The 18873-nt window shown below is 42.4% G+C and carries 9 protein-coding genes; all 9 read right to left on the minus strand.

Annotated features, from left to right (window positions below; translation table 11 throughout):
- Positions 1-30: 30 nt before the first annotated feature.
- Positions 31-1569 (minus strand): stalk domain-containing protein, encoded by a 1539-nt coding sequence (locus tag MKX46_RS12940; RefSeq protein WP_340933429.1) that lies wholly within the window; start codon positions 1567-1569, stop codon positions 31-33.
- Positions 1570-1668: 99 nt separating this feature from the next.
- The gene (locus tag MKX46_RS12945; RefSeq protein WP_340933431.1) at positions 1669-4035 is read right to left on the minus strand and encodes a copper amine oxidase N-terminal domain-containing protein; all 2367 of its coding nucleotides are present in this window, start codon (positions 4033-4035) and stop codon (positions 1669-1671) included.
- Positions 4036-4575: 540 nt separating this feature from the next.
- The gene (locus tag MKX46_RS12950) at positions 4576-5922 is read right to left on the minus strand and encodes an efflux RND transporter periplasmic adaptor subunit (RefSeq protein WP_341071295.1); all 1347 of its coding nucleotides are present in this window, start codon (positions 5920-5922) and stop codon (positions 4576-4578) included.
- A gap of 19 nt (positions 5923-5941) precedes the next feature.
- Positions 5942-9079: an efflux RND transporter permease subunit gene (locus MKX46_RS12955; RefSeq protein ID WP_341071296.1), complete on the minus strand. Its 3138-nt coding sequence runs from the start codon at positions 9077-9079 to the stop codon at positions 5942-5944.
- Between the two features lie 352 nt (positions 9080-9431).
- Entirely contained in the window at positions 9432-13451 is a 4020-nt protein-coding gene (locus MKX46_RS12960; protein ID WP_341071297.1) for an S-layer homology domain-containing protein, read from the minus strand.
- 190 nt (positions 13452-13641) lie between these two features.
- Entirely contained in the window at positions 13642-14772 is a 1131-nt protein-coding gene (locus tag MKX46_RS12965) for a glycosyltransferase family 4 protein (protein ID WP_029514606.1), read from the minus strand.
- A gap of 137 nt (positions 14773-14909) precedes the next feature.
- Positions 14910-15671, minus strand: coding sequence for a WecB/TagA/CpsF family glycosyltransferase (locus tag MKX46_RS12970; RefSeq protein ID WP_341071299.1), 762 nt, complete (start codon positions 15669-15671; stop codon positions 14910-14912).
- A gap of 8 nt (positions 15672-15679) precedes the next feature.
- Positions 15680-16816 carry a polysaccharide pyruvyl transferase CsaB gene (gene csaB / locus MKX46_RS12975; RefSeq protein WP_341071300.1) on the minus strand — a complete coding sequence of 379 codons (1137 nt, stop codon included), beginning with the start codon at positions 16814-16816 and terminating at the stop codon, positions 15680-15682.
- Complete coding sequence (locus MKX46_RS12980) at positions 16792-18807, minus strand: DUF5693 family protein (RefSeq protein WP_341071301.1); 2016 nt, start codon at positions 18805-18807, stop codon at positions 16792-16794. The genes csaB and MKX46_RS12980 overlap by 25 nt, the downstream gene beginning before the upstream one ends.
- Positions 18808-18873: the final 66 nt, after the last annotated feature.

Here is an 18873-nt window from a genome sequence, read left to right on the forward strand (position 1 = left end):
CAGGTTATAGCAAGTATAGTTAAGTTTTAATTATTGCGCGCTTGCTCCAGTGGAACCTTGCATAGCCCAAGGCTTATTGAAAGCCACCTTCAAAGTATCAATACTTGAAACTATATCTTCCGCCTGTTGCTCAGCAGTAGTTACTTTCAAATTAGCTTCATAAACCTGAAGCTCTGTAGCCAACCCAACATCAAATTGCTTCTTAGCCATATCAGCCGCACTTCTAGCACTCACTAAGCCAGCTTGAATCTGTGAATATTGACTTTCCAATGCTTTGATATTGTTATAAATTGTTCTTACAGCTTCTTCGAGTTGTCTCTTTGTGCCTTCTGTAGCATATTGAGCTTTTTCAACATTAAGTTGTTCAGCTTCATAAGGGGTATTTCCTGGAGTATTGAAGTTGTAAAGCTTCAAGCTCAATTCAGCCAAATCCACTTTTTGCTCACTCAACCAAATAGCAGTACTGCTAGTAAGTACTTGGCTTACTTTTGTCTCTACATTATCTTTAAATTCAGAATAGACAGGCTTATCCTTCAGTTCATAACGTTGCTCTGGTTTGTAACCAATCACTTGGTTCAAAGATACATATGCGCTATCTAAATCTTTTTTTGCCTTCTCTAAAGCAGCTTGATTTTGAGTCAACTGATTAGTCGCTTGCGTGACCTCATAATCACTCGACATTTGATTATCTCTTTTAATTTGTGCAACTTTAAGCTTGCGCTCTGCATCTTCAATATTCAAAGCAGCCAGCTTAACGGCATTTTGCTTTTGTAGGAGCTTGTTATAAAGATCCTTCACATTATATTCAATACTCTCTTTGGTCATATCCAAGTTTTTCTTAGCAGCCTCATAATTAAGGTTCGTTTGGGCATAACCTTTAAAAGCTTTGTCTTGCGCTTCATCACCTGCTTCTGCTGGAACAAAATTAATATCCTTGCCAGCTTCTTTCATGATTTTTCCGGCTTGATCGATATTCGTTGCTGCAGTTTTAACTGAAGTACTATCAGCTACAGCCAGTTTAACTGCATCATTATAGGTCAAAGAGTCATTATAGTAGGTATCATAAGTAACTTGGGTCACAGGAGTTGCGAGAGGCTTACTGGACAAACTATTGGTTTGGTCGTCAGTAGTACTGCTATTAGCTTGATTGGAAATGGTCACTGTTCGTGTAGCCTGTTCCCAATTTACTTTGGCGCCTAATGATTGGCTCACAAAACGTAAAGGAACGAGTACTTGACCCTTTTGAATTTGAGTAGCTGCATCAAGCTGTACAGGATTACTATTTTTATAAGCAAGTTTAGAACCAACATTTAAAGTTAACGTATCGTCATTTTTAGATGCTGTCACTTTTTTAGCTTTGCTGTCCCAATCGACTTTCGCACCCAAGCTTTCGAAAACTCCACGCAGAGGCACCAAGGTTGTATTTTGACTAACAACCGGGGACTGGGTATATTGCTGAGTTACGCCGTTAATAATAACCTTTATATCACCTGGTTGAGCTCCTGCAAGACTGGCGAACGCAGAAGAAAGAACCAGTGTGGACAGTACTGCCACTCCAAAACGTTTCATAATTTCTCTCCTTTGTCAATAAGACTAATAAAAGAAAAGGGCTCCAAAAGGAACCCTCTTCTCATCTAATTCAGTTAACTCAAAAGAGTTGCTCTTAAATTAGTTGTTGTTTTCAACAGTTACTGTTTTAGCAGTTGCATCGTAGTTAATGGATGCATCCAACGCTCTGCTCACCCAGAAGATAGGCAGTACAGTACGGTTTTTGTTAGTTACAGCTTTAACGTCCATACGAACCACAGAACCGTTAATAGTCAACAGGTTTGTGTTCAGTTTGATTTGAGCAACGCGGTCACCTTTAATCAGGGTAACTGTGGAAGTTGCTTTGTCAAACAGGATGTTTTGTGGGGATACACCCAAAGCTTCAGCTGCATAACGTACTGGCAAGTAAGTGCGTCCGTTTTCAGCATAAGCAGCTACATCAGAAGTTTTACTTTCGCCGTTCACAGTGTAGGAAGTGCTTCCCAGTGTGAAGACAGCTTTAGTTTTAGTAGCACCTGGAGCTGGAGTTCCAACAGTTGCGATTGCTACTTCAGCAGCTGCAGTGTTGTTGTCTTTCCAGTTTTGAGTGTTGTCAGTTGCGCCTTTGTATGCAGTGTAAGAAACTGCGCTACCTTTCAGCTTAGCAACGATGTCGCCTTGAGCTACAGTACGGTCAACAGTCAGCTTAGGAGCCGAGATTGTGATTGTACTTGGAGTAGCAGATTCGCTGTCGATGTAGAAGCTCAGACGGCCTTTGTTGCTTTCGCCGTAAGTATCAGTAGATACGCTCTTCACTTTAACGTCACCAGCTGTAACTTTTACTTCTGGAGTAGAAGCAAAACGTACGCCTGTTGGCAATTCCAAGATTACTTCACGGCTACCGTCTTTCTTAACGAAAGCTTCTTTAGCAGCTTCAGTGATTGTGATATCGCCAACTTGTTGATCGCCCAGACCGATTGTCAGGGTTGGTTTGGAAGCAGCAGCCAGAGTAACTGCTTGTTTCACAGTAGCAACCTTAACAGTACCGCTCAGACCTTGGCTACCAGCAACATCAACGTTCAGATCGCCGGAGAAACCTGGTTGCGTTGCAACTTCAACGTTCTTCAGTTTCAAAGTACCAGCGTCAGTTGTGCTGTTTGCGCTATTGAAAGTCAATTTCAAAGTACGTTTGTCAGAGTCAGTGTAGGAAACTTCTGCTCCACCCAAACCGTTAGTGTTTTCCATAGAACCAGAGAAGTTACTTCCTGGGTTATTGCTTTCAAAAGTCGACTGCCAACGAGCACCTTCAGGCAAACGCAAAGTTACAGTACGTCCTTTTACGAAAGAGCCAGCAACAGTTTCTTTAATTGTAACATCACCAATTTTTTGCTCGTCATGACCAGCAAGGATTGTTGATGGAGTAGCAACAGAAACGCCACCACCGATTTGACCGTAGCTACCTACTACGAGGGAGCTAACATCAGTTGTTGCATTACCAGAGATACTAACAGTAACATCGCCTTCTTTAGCACTGTTTTCATCATCAACATAGAATCCTACAGGCAATTGGAAAGATGTTTGCTCACCACTTACTTTATCCAAGGACAAAGTCAAAGTATCGCCGTCAGTGGAATATTTTACGTTTTCAGGTTTGATATCAGTACCAAACAGAATAGTAGCTGCGGATTTAGGAGCAGAATCCCATTTGAAACCGCTAGGCAATTTCAACTTAATGTTGTTGTTACCCAATGAACCAGCTGTTTCTTCTTTAACTTTCAAAGTTGCAGTAAAGTTTTCTTCACTGGAAACAGTATCAGCTGCGCTCAAAGAAATTTGACCAGAAGAAACCACGTTACCAATCACTACTTCGCCACTAGTCAAACCGCTTGCGGAAGCAGCATCAATAGCAACTTTGATAGGTCCATTGCTAGGTCCAGTAACATTGATTTTACCAAAGTTCAGATAAAGATCAGCAGCATCAGCAGAGTTGCTGAAATTCAATTCAACTTTTGCAGACTTGTTAGTCAGTTTAGTAACTACAATTGCATCTGCATCTTTATATCCAGTAGATTCAAGGTTTTCAGCGTCGTCGTTATCTTTTGCATCAAGATATACACCCAAACCATAAGTAGCGTCAGTAGCAGTTCTTACGCGACTAACACCGTTTCCAGCGCCAGAAAATTCAAAACCTTTTGGCAATGTTACTGTAAACGATGCACCAGGTCTGATGGAAGCTTGGCTAATGCTAACTTTTGCTCTACCCAATTCAACATTCGTTTTTGCACTAGAACCAATACTAGGGCTATTCAGGTTTGATAAGCTAGAAGCTGCATGGATTGCAGTTGGTGCAGTCAATGCTGCGATTGGAGCTGCTACACCAGCAACCAATGTTGCTGTTGCCAGCACGTTAATCATTTTTTTATTAAACTTTGTCATAACCTTTTTTTCTCCTCCTTGAATATAACCAGAAATATTATTTTTGTCTTTTTGTCGGATCTTGTCACTCATCAGTCGTTACACCTCCTTTCCGAGCTTTATGAGAACCCTTATAAAATGATATCTGTGACAATATCACAGAAGCTTGGAATCTAGTTGAAAGAAAGCGTCCATTTATGACGTACTCCAGTATTATACAATGTGATAACAATGCAGTAAAGATTTTTTTTAGCGAATTTTGTCTTTACGCTTTTGTACCCCTTTGTTTCATACTCACCCAATTAGACGTAGCATGGGTTCAAAAAGTTGCGTCTGTTTCAAAAAAAAATTATTTTTTTTGAATTATGTATTCCGCTTTCCACAGTCATAATTATACTATTGAACCTGTTCCTCCGTCATCCTACAACTTTTACCTTATCAACCTTAAATGTACAAGGGTTATTTTCGTACATGAAATCGGCCTTTAATGGAGTATATTCGTTAAGAATTATCCATAGAATATATAAAGTACATAAAGTCTACAGATTCCCTTGAAATCTAATACTCTAATACACTTTAGGTAGTAGAAATGACGGAGTAACAGTGATTTACCGTAAATATAGCCGCGACAAATTACTTCACTACATTAATCTTCGCGCCATCCGTAAGCAGACTAACGCCCTTAACGACAACATTTTGTCCTTCAGCAAGCCCCTTGGTTACCTCAACCTGTTTGGCACTTTCCTGGCCTGTCTGCACCTCTACCCGCTTAGCCACTGTTCCTTCCACTACATAAGCATACTTTTTCCCTGCCTGCTCCGTAATGGCATCCTGCGATACCAAAATGTTTTTAGGAGCTTCTGATTTCATGTATACAGTTACAACCATCCCTGATTTTAATTCGCCAGAACCATTAGGAACTGATACCTCAACAGGGTATGCCTTCAGATCATTATCCATTACCGGATTGACAGCCGATACTTTGGCCTCAATTCGCTTATTTAACGAGTCCACGCCTACAGTCACAGATGAACCCACCTGCATCTTGAGAAGCTCAGATTCAGAAACGTTAACTTTAGCAATAATAGGATTGGTATTTGCTATTGTAGCAACCGCGGATTGTGCACTAACCATTTGCCCCTGGGTTCCTGTTACTACCGATATCGTACCGGAAATCGGAGCTTTGACCACAGTATCCACCAGTTGGCTACGTGCTGTGTCTAAACTGGACTTAGCTTGATTGACAGAAGCACGAGCTACGTCAATGCCTGTTTTCTGTTGGGCAAGACGTAATGATTTTTGAGCATTGCTATATGTTGTTTGCGCACTTTGCTTGGACGTCTGTGCATTGTGAAGTGTGATCTGTGCATTCTCCACTGCAGTTAAAGCCCTTCTATGCGCTATTTGAGACTGCTCTAACTCAGATTGAGATAGAGCACCCGCACTAAACAACTGTTGGTTGCGGTTGAGCGTATTTTGAGCATCACGCACGGAACTCTGAGCATCGACCAGACTGGTCTGAGCTTGGGTGATGGTGTTGTCTTGCTGGACAAGCGCACTTTTGGCTTGATCCACGCTGGATTCTGCCTGCTGTACCGATTGCGCTGCACCTGACTCTGCTTGTTTTAAATTGGCCAGGGCAACCTGGTAAGACTCCTGGGATTGCTTAATCGAGTCTTGCAAGTCCTTTTGGTCTATAGTAAACAATGTGTCGCCTTTATTTACTTTTTGGCCCACTGTAAGGTTAATACTTTGAATTTTACCACTAATTTTCGGAGACACCTGAGCTGTCTCTTTGGGAGCAAAGCTTCCAATAATACCTGTTGAATCGTTAATACTACCTTTAGCCACTTTTGCTACTTGAACTGGAATGGCTTGTTGCGCCGTAGTCGATGCGGCAGGGGCCTCTCCCCCACCGCAACCCGCTAATGCAACTGATAAAAGCAAAGTTGTAGCAATCAGAGCACTTTTTTTATTCATTATGTTTCTCCACCTCACCTTATATATGAACACTTTTTTGTAGTTTCGCTTCTTTTTTTAATTCTCTCTTCGCTTGTCTTTTTAATTTCCGATTCTTACGTTTTTGTATCATATTATCCATGATGACGTAGACTACCGGAATAAGAATCAATGTAATAACAGCTGCGAAGGATAACCCGAATACAACAACAACTGCCATCGGTGCTTGTGTTTCGTTACCCTCTCCTGTAGCGAATGCCATTGGGATCAAAGCTAGTACAGTAGCCAGCGTGGTCATCAAAATCGGACGCAACCGCTCAGACGCTCCATGAATAATAGCTTCATCCCGATCTTGGCCGTCTTTTCGGAGCTGAATTATAAAGTCAATCATAACTATGGCATTGTTGACGACCAAACCGACGAGCATGATGTAACCCGTCAAAGCTGAAACGCTGAGACTCGCCCCGGTTACAGCTAAACCGATAAGCACACCAATTACCGTAGGTGGAACGGAAAACATAATAACAAACGGTGTGAGCAACGATTCGAACTGTCCTGCCATAACCATATAAATGAGCACGACAGATAGCAAAATAGCTATCGCCAAGTTCATGAAAGACTCCAGCATTTGTTCATTTTGTCCACCACCCGTGTCTGCACTGTAGCCTTCTGGGAAGTGAGTACTCTTCAAAAGAGCATCTATTTTTTGATTAATAGTAAGAATATCCCCTGTTCCATCAATATCAGCTGTAATCTGCACTTGACGCGTTTGGTCTTCACGAGTAACAGTATCGGGTACAGTCCGTTTATCAATACTTACTACGGAAGACAAAGGTACATCAATACCTTGCGAAGTGGTAATCCGTAAGGATTTAAGATTTGACAAATCATGGCGGTTTTGCTCTGGCAACGATATCTTCACATCAATCTGATCTTCACCTGTACGATAGCTTGTGGCGACTGATCCATTAAAAGAAGTATTCACTGCTGATAAAATTTGAGTTGCTGATAAGCCATATCGACTCGCAAGCTCCCGATTAACGGTAATCTCATATTCTTCGCGAACAGCACTCAAGGTACTTTTCACATTGACCGTACCCGGTATGTTTTTTACGTCCGCAACGAGATTGTCTGAAAGTTCTCTCAGGACGTCAATATCGTCACCTTTTAAGTTAATATTAACAGCCGCTCCGCTTGAAAGGCCTGTTGTAGACGCCATTGTAATCTCTGCATCCGGAATGCTATCAAATTTCTTACGAAGGCCCTCAACTACACCATCTGTTGGCTGATGTCCATCCTTCAGCGTTACGCTTAGATCCGCCGAATTAGTTGGAGCTGCCCCTGAATAACCAGAATTGCCACCAGAACCAACAGTCACTGTCATTTTATCTAGATCCGGAACTTTCAAAATTTCTTTTTCTATATCTTGAACAACCTTTTCCGTTTCTTCCAAGACCGTTCCATTAGGAAGTTTCACGTTAATTGTGAATTCCCCAGTATCGGATGCTGGGATAAATTCAGCCTTAACGAAAGGAACTAGAGCCCCAGCTGCCACAAACATTAATAAAGTAATAATTAACACAGATTTTCTATGGTTAATTCCCCACTTCAGTATACGGCGATACCCACTCTTAAATTTCTCGAAGCCAATATTAAACCACACAATAGGGTTAACACCCTTATAAGTACCTGAAGAATAAATGGATTCATCTGGCACGGTAGGTAGCCAACGTGAGCCCAGCATCGGCACAATCATAAGGGATACAAGCAAGGCTGCAATGTGAGAGAAAATAACTGTTAACGCCAACGGTTTAAATAGAACTCCCGCAATTCCGTCAACAAAAACAACTGGTAAAAATACTACGATCTGCGCAAGTGCAGATGCCATAACGGCATTACCCACCTGCTTGGAGCCATCAATAGCCCCTTGTAGCATGCTTTTCCCTTCATGTCGCTGTCTAAAAATATTCTCAATAATAACAACCGCAAAATCGACAAAGGATCCTAACCCCAGAAGCAAACCGCTCAGTGAAATAATATTAATGGTTTGTCCGGTGAAATACATCATCATAAACGTAGCTACGAAGGAAATTGGAATAACAATAGTAGCAATAATAGTAGAACGTATACTATTCAAAAATAACAGCAACACAATAGCTGCGATAATAACTCCCAATATAGCATGCTCTACTAATGAGTGTACGGAGTCGCTAATGGGTTTGGATGCATCTGTTACCATCTCCAATTGAGTTCCCGGAGGCAATTCCTTCCGTATCGAATCTAAACTATCCTTTACAGAATCGGCGATTGAAAGGGTATTCCCTCCTGTAGCTTTAGTAACAGAAATATTGATACTTGGCTTTCCGTTATAGGTAGAAATGGTTGTAACATCATCCAAGGAATCTTCAACTTTCGCGATGTCCTTTAGCTTAATGCTTCCCTTCCCTACTGGAATTGGCGTTTCACCCATTTCTGAAACAGCTTTGTATTCACCTTGAACCCGAAGTTGGATTTCTGTATTGCCTCGGTACACCGAACCAGCAGAACCCGCTACGTTATTAGACGATAGCGCTTGGCTGATTTGATCTAACGTAATGCCATAGCTTTGAAGTTTGGCTTGATCTACGGTAATCTTCACAAGCCGAGCCTGCCCACCTGACATGTTGGCTGCAGCTACTCCCGCAATTCTTTCAAGCCGCGGCTCAATAATATCTTCAGCAATAGGCTTCAACTTGTTAATATCCTGGTCTCCTGTAAGAGAGAGCGTAATAACCGGCGTTGCGTTGAGATCCACCTTAAGGACACGCGGCGAATTAGCCGCCTTGGGAAGAGACCCTTTAACCCCATCAACTTTATCTCGCATGTCGAGGGTTGCTTGATTGATATCTACTCCCCAGTTAAATTGAATCATGACCATAGATGTTCCTTCTGAAGACTCGGACATGACTTTATCCACGTTCTCAATAGAAGCCAGACTTTTCTCAATAGGTTTAGTAACCAATTCCTCAACTTCTGTAGGCGTTGCATTTGGAATACTAGTCACCACTGCAGCGAATGGCAACTTCATATCCGGCATTTGCTCTACAGGAAGTCTTAACGCAAAAATACCGCCCCCGATTAACAAAGCAATAATTAACATAAATACTGTTACAGGACGGCGTATTGAAAACTGAGACATCTCATCACTCCCCACTCACTTCTCTATGTAATATTTAAGCACACACATCCACTACTACGATGAAATAAGCGTAAAGTTTCAGATAAATGCGCAAAAAAAACATATAAAAAAATAATAAACACATTTTGAGATAAAAGCTTAAAAAAAAGAAATTAATTACAGACGTTTAAGCTAAATCCAAAATAAAAAACGTTGTAAGGCTAATCCAAAGTTCTTACCTCATTGATATTATGGCATAGGCCCTTAATTCCAGTCAAATAGCTGATTTATAAAAAACATCCCTCTCATGTATATGAAAGGGAATTTCCATTTCGCATGGAGGGATGTTTAATAATTTCAGGTGTTTTGTTAATTAGATTTTAGGAAGCAGCTTTTTATCAGCCATAACTTTAGCTACAATAATGGCTGCATCTCCACGCAAGGTCAGAGAAGTAGGATTAAACATATATCCTTTTTTCAGATCGCTTGCATCAACAGGTGAACCCGTAATAAAGCCTTTCTTGGCAATAGCCAACACAGATGCCTGTGCATAGTAATCAATTTTGTCCGCATCTTTAAAGGTCTTAGACAGATTCTTCATGATCTTGTCATGATCTGTTTCAAGCTTCAAATTCAATGCCTTAGCGATAATGACTGCTGCATCTTGGCGTGTGATTACATCTTCCGGCATAAAGATTCTTGGTTGCGAACCTTTGACAATACCAGCGCGTGCAGCTGTTTCAATATAACGATAATCATAGAGCGCATCTGCTGATATCGTATTTGGAATAGACACGTCGTCAAAATGCTTCGCTCCGCTGAAATTAAGCGGAATTTGCAGACCTTTGACGATCATAGACGTAAATTCGCCTCTTTTAATGTAGCTGTCAGGTCCAAAGCTATTAATTGGATCCATTGGGTTCATGACACCTTTAGCCAAAATAGCTTCGATGTAATCTCTGGCGTATTTGTGCTTAATGACATCACTATACGTTTCTCCAACTTTAGCAACTACATAGTAACCGAAACGATCAAACGGTACTTTAATGGTGTGTTTTTTCGGATCCACCACACCACCAATGTTCTGCCAGTCTTTAAGATCAGAATCAAAATAGAACACCGACATTTGTTTCCCTGCATCTTGAGCAATACTACTATCATACGTCAGCGTCAATGTAGCACGCTTGGAAGGTACTAACTCGTTAGATGGGTCACGCCAGTAGAAGTTTTTGATCTTGCTGCTGTCATTTTGCGACTTGTTAGCCAATTGATAAGGATCAGCACCATATGTCACTGGATCGTAAGCATCCGTTTTGATATCATCTGCGGTACCTGGGTCAATCCAGAATACTGGACTGGACTTGGTAAAACGACTTGGGAAATCCCGGTTGAAGTATCTACTTCCGTCTGCAATCAAGCTCCGCATATCGGACAATGCTTTTTCAGTTTCAAATTCATGACGGTCTACCACACCATCTTCGCTATTTGCTATCGCAAAATACAAAGTATGCCCAGAGAAAACCTGGTTTTTGAATTGCTGTGGTTGATCGTAATCCCGGCGAATTAGACTCGTTCCCTTTGCAAAAGCAAGTGTAAGATTACCATCGAACACTTTGTGCGATGTTTTCATCGCTTCCATGTACTGCTCGCCAGGAATATTTGTAGGCACATATTTAACAGTAATGGTTTGTTTTAGTTTTTCCTTGCCTACTGTAACCACTACATCAATTTTATTATCTTTGTTAGCTTTTAGACCTGTAACGATGGCTTTGTAAGTTGATGGGTAATCAACAGTACCATCATAGTCAGAATCAAATCCTTCTTGAACCGCTTTTTCCTTACCTACCATAACACTATCTGCGTTACCTGCGTTTACAACAACTTGCACAAAGTTTTGATTCACGATCCGTTTTTCAGGAAGCGGACGCAAGATATCAAAAGATGTGGATTGACCGGATACTTGCAGTCGGAAAGTAGCAAACGGCCCGCTCTTGCCACTGTTGTACAAGGTAATGTTATAAGCTACTGGTGTTCCATCTTGCGAAAGAGTTTGGTTTTTCAACACAAAGCTGAAATACTTTTTGTCCGGATGGTAGTACACAAGCAGGTCTTTTAAATCTTTATTAGTAAATTTATCTGTAGTAGAACCGGAATTGTATGTTGTCTTAGCATCTTCTGCTGAGAAAAACTCGTTACTCAACGTCCAGTTGAATTCACTGTCATCCGATCCCTTAATCTCCAAAATATATTGATCTTTATTGGCAATATCACTTAACGAACCATTTACCTGATCTGCTTTACCCAAATCGGCAATACTGAAAGTACCAAATACATTGATATTTTTCAGAGATGTATTGTAGTTAGTATCATCCACTTTGGTGAAATTAGCATCTTTTGATTTCGGAGCAATTTCGCTATACTTCGGTGTATTGCTCAAGCCGCTAACTGGTGTAAAAGGGATGATTCCTTGTGTATTTGGAACAGGAATTACTGGAATATTCGTCTGTGTAAAGTTTACTTTTACCGTATTGCTGTACTCAATACCTGGCTTGTACACAAACTTGATTTCATTATTCCCGTTCGCCAAGGCATTGGCTGCGGCTGTCTCTGAGGAAGCAGCAAGCTTGAAGTCCGCTCCTGAACCATCCAGATCAACCAATACATTATTAACATACAGGAATACATTTCGGTTACTTCCAGTGTAATGAATATCCGCTGCGTTGCTCACATCAAGCAATTTACCTTTAAAGTAGCCCAGTTGAGTCAATTTATAGGTATTCAAGTTTGAGCTGGATGTATTTAACGGAATTTGTTGCCCATCATAAATCGTATCGTATTTCATGAACGGACCCTGCAACAGATTCACCGTTGCTTTAATTAATTTGGTCGAGTCGCCATTCAGGTAAAAATTCAGTACGTTTTGTCCTTCTTTAGGCAAAGTGTCTACATAAGCAACGATTTTCTTCACTTGTGTTGACTTACCATTGATTGTCCGAATCACATCTTGAGGTGATCCTACAGTATGAACTGACACACCAGAAAGTTCACTAATTGAAGAAGGTGCACCGTTAACAACGATGAACTCCATACCAACAGGAACAGATGGAGCATCTGTAGTCTTGTTCTTCATAGAGCTTCCAGTTAATTTCAGAGCTTCATCTATGGCAGCTGCTTGATCAGACCCGCTTCCCTTAATTCTGCTCAACAATTGATTATTAAAATCAGGAAGATAGTTAATATCATCAATATACGGCTGAGTGCTGCTGCGCAATGTAAATTGGACAGCCGATGGAGCTGGAGGTGTACTGCTATCCGTATAGGTTATCCCCAGAGATGCCCTGGTCAAATGATCAATAACAGCTTCTGAAGGTACAGTCACCTGAAATGGATATACTTTATAACCATTTGATGTAACCACATTTGCAGTATCAATTGTGGCATCAACTCCAGTCGCACTACCCACAGCGCTACCATTGTTACTCACATCGGTAAAACGCGCATTGATTGTGGCAACTCCTGGATCGGTTGGACCGCCTGGCACCAAAACATTACCTTTTAAAACCACACCACTTGTAGACGATACGGTAAAGTCAGGCGAGGTGGTCAGATCGGCAGAAACATTCCCATCCTTGTTCAAGGTCAAATCAGAGAATTCCGGTTTTCCCGTATAAATCGTAATTTCACGTGTAACTGTAAGAGCCTGAGTTCCGTTATTCACTTTAATATTCACTATATTTTTACCTGGACTGAGTACAACACTACCTGTTAGTTTATAGCCAGTGTAAGAGGATACATTATACGTATTACTGCTTTTTGCAGACGTAAGCGTTACACTGTCGGCATTAGGCGCCGTACCTTGAATGACTACTTTAACATCATCCGTACCGCTATTGCGAGCGTCTGTTAACACAGCTGTCTGGTTCTCTACCAATTGCTCTGTTTCACCATTCAGCGTAGCAGACAGATCATAAACCTTGGGTCCATCCTGGTACTCTACGTAAATAGAATCCTTCATCTCAGCCGAGTTTTGGCTACTTTGGAATGTAATTCGGTTCAAGCCAGGAAACAGCTTGATGTCTGTAATTTGAAGTGTAGAGCCACTGACCGTAATTCCGCCTTTTTGACTCTCATTTTTATTCACCACATTAAGGGTCGTTCCATTTTTAGAGAGCTGGAATACACTATATGATATCGTGCTTCCGTTCACTCCGTTAATCGTACCGTTAACTGTAATACGGTCGGTGTTCACCGATCTGGCCGAATCCGCATCATACTTCTCATTTGGAAAAATGAAATAAGTTCCTGTCGCAGCATGAGCCGTACCTACCAGGGCCGCCGGCACCAAGCCAATGATGAGACCAACCGTCAGCAACATGGATAGCAATCGTTTCAAATCATTGTCCTCCTTTGATTCTGTCGCACCTTGGGGTACGTAATCATTCAATACTTTTTTTATCGGTAGTAAACATACAAAAAATTAGTAAATTCTCAAAAAAGGAGGGAGTTTTTTTACAGCAAACATCAAAAAAGCCTTCAAACCCGCGGTATTCCGCCAAGCTTGAAGGCTTACTTTTAAATTAAAATTATAATTTTGAACGCGTTTGGGAATCTGGCTTAGCCAACAACCGAATCAGTGTGTTAATAACTGGGCGTTTGGTTTTGCCAACAAGACCAATAACCTCTGCACCGATCTGTAGGAAGAACATCATAATACAAATCACGACAAAGGTGACCCAGTTCGCTTCATTAAGCGCAGCAGACGACTGAATCACGGCCAATACACCGAAAAATGCAGCAATACCGTAGATAATCAACACCGTCTGTCTGTGACTGAAACCTAGTTCGCGTAAGCAGTGATGCAAATGACCTTTATCGGGAGAGAAAATCGGTTTTTTCTGCAACTTGCGACGAATGATAGCAAAGAATGTATCTGACAATGGTACACCGATAATAATCAATGGCGTAATAAAAGATACGATAGCAATTTGCTTGAAACCAAGCATGGATAGCATGGCCAGACAGAAACCTAAAAATAATGACCCTGTATCACCCATAAATATTTTTGCAGGATGAAAGTTAAAAAATAAGAATCCGATAATACTGCCCAGCAGCACAAGACAAAGCATAGCTACCATGTAATTACCCATCAATATCGACATCACAAAAATAGTTCCAATCGCAATGCCTGAGACACCTGCAGCCAGTCCATCCAGACCGTCAATCAAATTGATGGCATTCGTTACACCTACGATCCAAAAAATCGTAAGTGGAATGGAAATCCAGCTTTCCAAAGATGAGTATGCATCCTGAAAAGGTACATTTACAAAATCTACACGAATATCAAAAGCAAACACGACCATACACGCAACGGCAATTTGAGCCAAAAATTTCAATTTTGCATTGAGATCGAAACGATCATCGAGAGCACCAATCAGTGTAATCAGCGTACCGCCAATCAGAAAGGCTGCGATAAAGTTAATATCCCGAGAGGACAGCATTCCGTCAGGCACAAAAGGTAACACCGCCAATAAGGACAACAGAAATGCCAAGAAAATCCCCAGTCCGCCAAGACGCGGCATAATTCGGGTATGTACTTTTCGGGCATTCGGTACATCGACGGCTCCAACCTTCACAGCGAATTTCTTGACGAGCGGTGTCAGTAACAGCGCAAGTCCCAGTGCCATGATGAACCCAATAATATAGATCAATAACATTTGATCATTCGACCCCCAATTTTAAAGCAATCCCTTTTCAGATGTAACCGCATTGAATTATACTCTGATCAAAAATAAATACCAAGCTTCATATTCTGGCAAATTAGCGGGTTTTGGAGGCAGATTCAAGCTATTTATCACACTTTTGTGACGTTTTCTTTTTCGCGCATCACTTTCGCGGCGAATTTCGGCAGCGCAAGCATTCTTTTGTAACGGCTTGGCTCTTTGAGGAGTCTATATAACCATTCAGCCCGTAGCTTTTGAAACAATTTAGGTGCGCGTTTGGTTCTGCCTGATATAACATCGAAGCTGCCGCCAACCCCCATCATCACCGGTATACCCAACTTTTCCTTATATTTACCAATCCAGGGTTCCTGTGTGTCCGCTCCACGTGCTACAAACAATAAATCAGGATTTGCTTCACGAATAGCTGCAATTACGGCTTCATCCTCTTTTGGTCCAAAAAAACCATCACGCTTGCCACAAACCGTAATTGCGGGATAAAGCTCATGTACCCGCTTTGCGGTCGCTTGAATCACCTCAGATGTTGATCCCAGTAAATAAACCTTCCAATGATAGTTTTCGCCAGCTGCAAGTAATTCATGTAACAAGTCAAAGCCCGCTACACGCTCAGGTACAGGATGTCCTACATAGTTTGCAGCCCACACTACGCCGGTCCCATCCGGGACAATCAGCTCCGCCTGTTTCATAACGTTCATGTACACTGGATCTTCCAATGCTGCCATTACCATTATCGGATTGGCAGTGATCACTTGATGGGGCCGGCGAGACTCCACTGCTTGAATTAATACATTTAATGTATCTTTCATATTAAGCCTTGATACCGGAACACCGAAAATCGGGACGGTAGGCACATTCGTAACCTTATCAACTGTCACTGTATCCATCATCCTTTGCGACACAAGTAATTAACGATATGCTGCGCCGGTAAGCGAGCCTCACTTTTTAACAAAGCAATGGCCGCTCCCTGGCTCTCGATCCATTGACTTCGCTGATCCAGCAACCGCATAGACTCATTAGCCAGTTTTTGTCCATCCAGTGCCTCTGTAGTGCCTACAGGCTGGCTACCGACACGGCTGAGGAAATGATCAATTTTAGGATCATAGGATATCCCCAACGGAGGCACCTGATGGGATGCTGCATAGATCAAGCTGTGTAATCGCATCCCGATCATCAAACTGCAACGACTGACTTCCAAAAGCATCTGTTGAGGATCGGTGACTTGATCACACATGCTTACAATGCTTCTCGTCCTCCTAATATCCCCCAACAAATCCATTACCATCCTTGAAGCCTGCTCGTCATCAGGCAGATGGAAAGGTAAAAAGCGTAAGTGTACACGGCGCTCAGCAGCTAATTTTTTTAAGCCCTCCGCGATAGCCTTCAAATCGCGGCGTTCCTTATCCCAGTAACGTACAGATACGCCAACGATCGGAGGTTGATCCTGATCAGTCTCAGTTGCTGCTTTATGCAGCTCGGAACCTCGGGGCAATGGAAGCCCCATTACCGGATCAGGAACAACTTCGACAACCGGGTTCTTTAGTTTCATAGTATCCAGTAGTGCGGCAGACTGCTCATCTCTTACAGAAACATATTCACAGCGCTGAAACACAGAACGGATCATAGGATAAAATATCTTCCGTTGTACCGGACCAATGCCCTGAGCATATACAAAAGTCGGCTTTCCAGCCCATTGGGCCAGTTTCAGAATCGCCAGATAATACGGAATACTTTTAGGGCTTGTTGCATCCTGGAGCAGACTCCCGCCGCCACTTATTAGCCCATCGCTGTTTTTAATCGCTCTACGAACTTCCCCCAAACTCATCCGCGGTACAGCTTCTACTCCGTACATTTTCTGTGTCCAAGCAGGGTCAGAAGATAGAACAACAGGCTTGACCGTGATACCCGCCTGACGGCTCTCCTCCTCTAAAGCTGTCAAAATCGACTTGAGCACCGCCTCATCCCCACTATTGTGAAAGCCGTAATAACCCGAGATGATTATCGTTTGAGCTGTGGTGACCATTTCTTCCAACACCCTTCCAGCACTTGCCACACGACAATTGCGATGATTCCCAGCACCAGACCGAAGCCCAATCCTAACAGCCCGCGACTAAGCGACAGTGCCGCTGGAGAGTGAATGTGAGCAAAGGTATCCACCATAGAGGCTTGACCAATAGCAGCTATAATCAGCAAATAGATTGCTTTGCGATATTTCAAACTCAAGAACGCTCCTGCAATAAACAGTGGGTGAGCCATCAAAAATTCCTTATTGCGTGGACGTACACCAAACGCATTTTCAAGGAAGTTCCGGAATGCCAGCTCCGTGTTCGACACTGTGCCCGCATTTCCAGTACGAGTCAAATAGTAATAACCTGCGGCTGCGATAACAGCCAATGCGATCACCCACAATACAGTAATCGGCGTACGTAGCAGCTTGGAAATTTCCTCTCGTATAGAAACGCCACGATAAAAGAAAATATATATCGCTGCCAAGAAGATCGGCAGAATGTGAAGCAAGCTTACACCTCTGAATTGGTTCAGCACAAGGCTGTAAGCAATACTATTCAACAGAGCAATAACAAATGGTACTGCAGCCAGCGACAAAATCGCTGTCCGTACGTACAGTATAAGCGTTTGAACCAAACGCTGACCTGCAGAAAGTTCAGATCCCTGTTCACGTTTAATTCTAATCGTGTGCACAGCAATGATCATTGCAACCGTTGGTCCGCTAATCGCCGCGAGTAGGGCTAGACCTTGCTCCATCAAGCTGGAGTTCAAAACATAAAGTCCTGCTGAACCTACCAAACCGAGTGCAAATGCCAGCAAAGTCAATGCCGGGACGAAATAGGACACCATAATGGAGAAGAATGCCAGTGCACCTAGTACGACAATCATTTTCAGATAGCGCTGAATGGACGAATCGACTACTTGGAATGGTTCAGCCTGTCCGAGTTCAAACCCCTTTTTCTCCATCCGTTGTACAGCGTTACCCGGCTTATCCAAGCTGTGGATCAGGTTATCTACCGAATCCTTCACCTTGGCTTCAGCAATACTACGGCTAGGCGCGGTATTCAGATACAACATGCGAATATTACGATCCTTGGTAGCCAGAGCAAAACGATCGGCCAACGTTTCCACATCGAGCGTTGCATCTTTATCGCTCAATGAGTATAAACGCACAACGTTATAGTGGATATCGTAAGCGAGCTTATTGAAGCCTGCTTGCGGTTTTTTTAAGTTTTCGATAGCAGCTAGGCCAATATCGTATTTGTTCAGCAATTTAGCAAATGCCGCTAAGCTATGCTCTTTCTCGTTATCGGTGAAGCCTTTGACTGAATCACCTTCAAACAAAATGCGTTTTACACCATTCTGCTGAAAAGAAGCAAGCATCTCTTCTGTCAACTCCTGGTTATAAGGAAGACTGTCGCTCATCCGTGGAACAATAAAAAATCCTTTGCTCCGAAGCTGCTTCATCGCAATCGGGTCAGGCTGCATGGGCTTGAGGTACGCATCCTCTGGAGATGTTTCCACAACTAACCCTTCCTGTCCCTGATAAGTCCAAGGTTTTACATTGATGTCCAGGCTTGTAAACGTACGTAAAATTAACGGCTTTAATGCCTCCGCATTTTCTTTGTCAGCAAAAACAATATACGTAAAATTCTCATTTGCAGGTGAAAGCCGTTTTTCCATATCGGCAACGTTCTGAGTCGTATAGGTTACGACACGGCCCGCTTTACGAAAATCATCCAACGTACTTTCATACATCGCCATGCTGTTCACACCCGCCTGCTGTAAGCGGTCAAGCTGCTCATTCAGATAGTCCTGCGGATGAGCCTGATACGAGGCTGCCTCCGTCAAATCCCGATAATCGAATACAATCTCTACTTTTTTACTCGAGGATTCTGTCTTCACACGATCGGCGATGACTGGAATGGAAGCCAGCAAGCCGACAGCCACCAAAATCCATAACCATTTTCGAGAAGCCGTATTCCAACACTGCCATTTCTGATACACCAAAGAACCTCCTTAATATTCGGGATTTTGCAAAATTCAATGCTGCCCACCTTGTCGTACTCAGCC

The organism is Paenibacillus sp. FSL P4-0113 (assembly GCF_038009305.1).
GTDB classification, from domain to species: Bacteria; Bacillota; Bacilli; order Paenibacillales; family Paenibacillaceae; genus Paenibacillus; species Paenibacillus polymyxa_D.

Bases quoted from the DNA above. Each gene is read 5' to 3' on its own strand.
- MKX46_RS12945 (WP_340933431.1), bottom strand. From the start codon at position 4,035: ATGAGTGACAAGATCCGACAAAAAGACAAAAATAATATTTCTGGTTAT.
- MKX46_RS12955 (WP_341071296.1), bottom strand. From the start codon at position 9,079: ATGTCTCAGTTTTCAATACGCCGTCCTGTAACAGTATTTATGTTAATT.
- csaB (WP_341071300.1), bottom strand. From the start codon at position 16,816: ATGGTCACCACAGCTCAAACGATAATCATCTCGGGTTATTACGGCTTT.
- MKX46_RS12965 (WP_029514606.1), bottom strand. From the start codon at position 14,772: ATGTTATTGATCTATATTATTGGGTTCATCATGGCACTGGGACTTGCG.
- MKX46_RS12950 (WP_341071295.1), bottom strand. From the start codon at position 5,922: ATGAATAAAAAAAGTGCTCTGATTGCTACAACTTTGCTTTTATCAGTT.
- MKX46_RS12940 (WP_340933429.1), bottom strand. From the start codon at position 1,569: ATGAAACGTTTTGGAGTGGCAGTACTGTCCACACTGGTTCTTTCTTCT.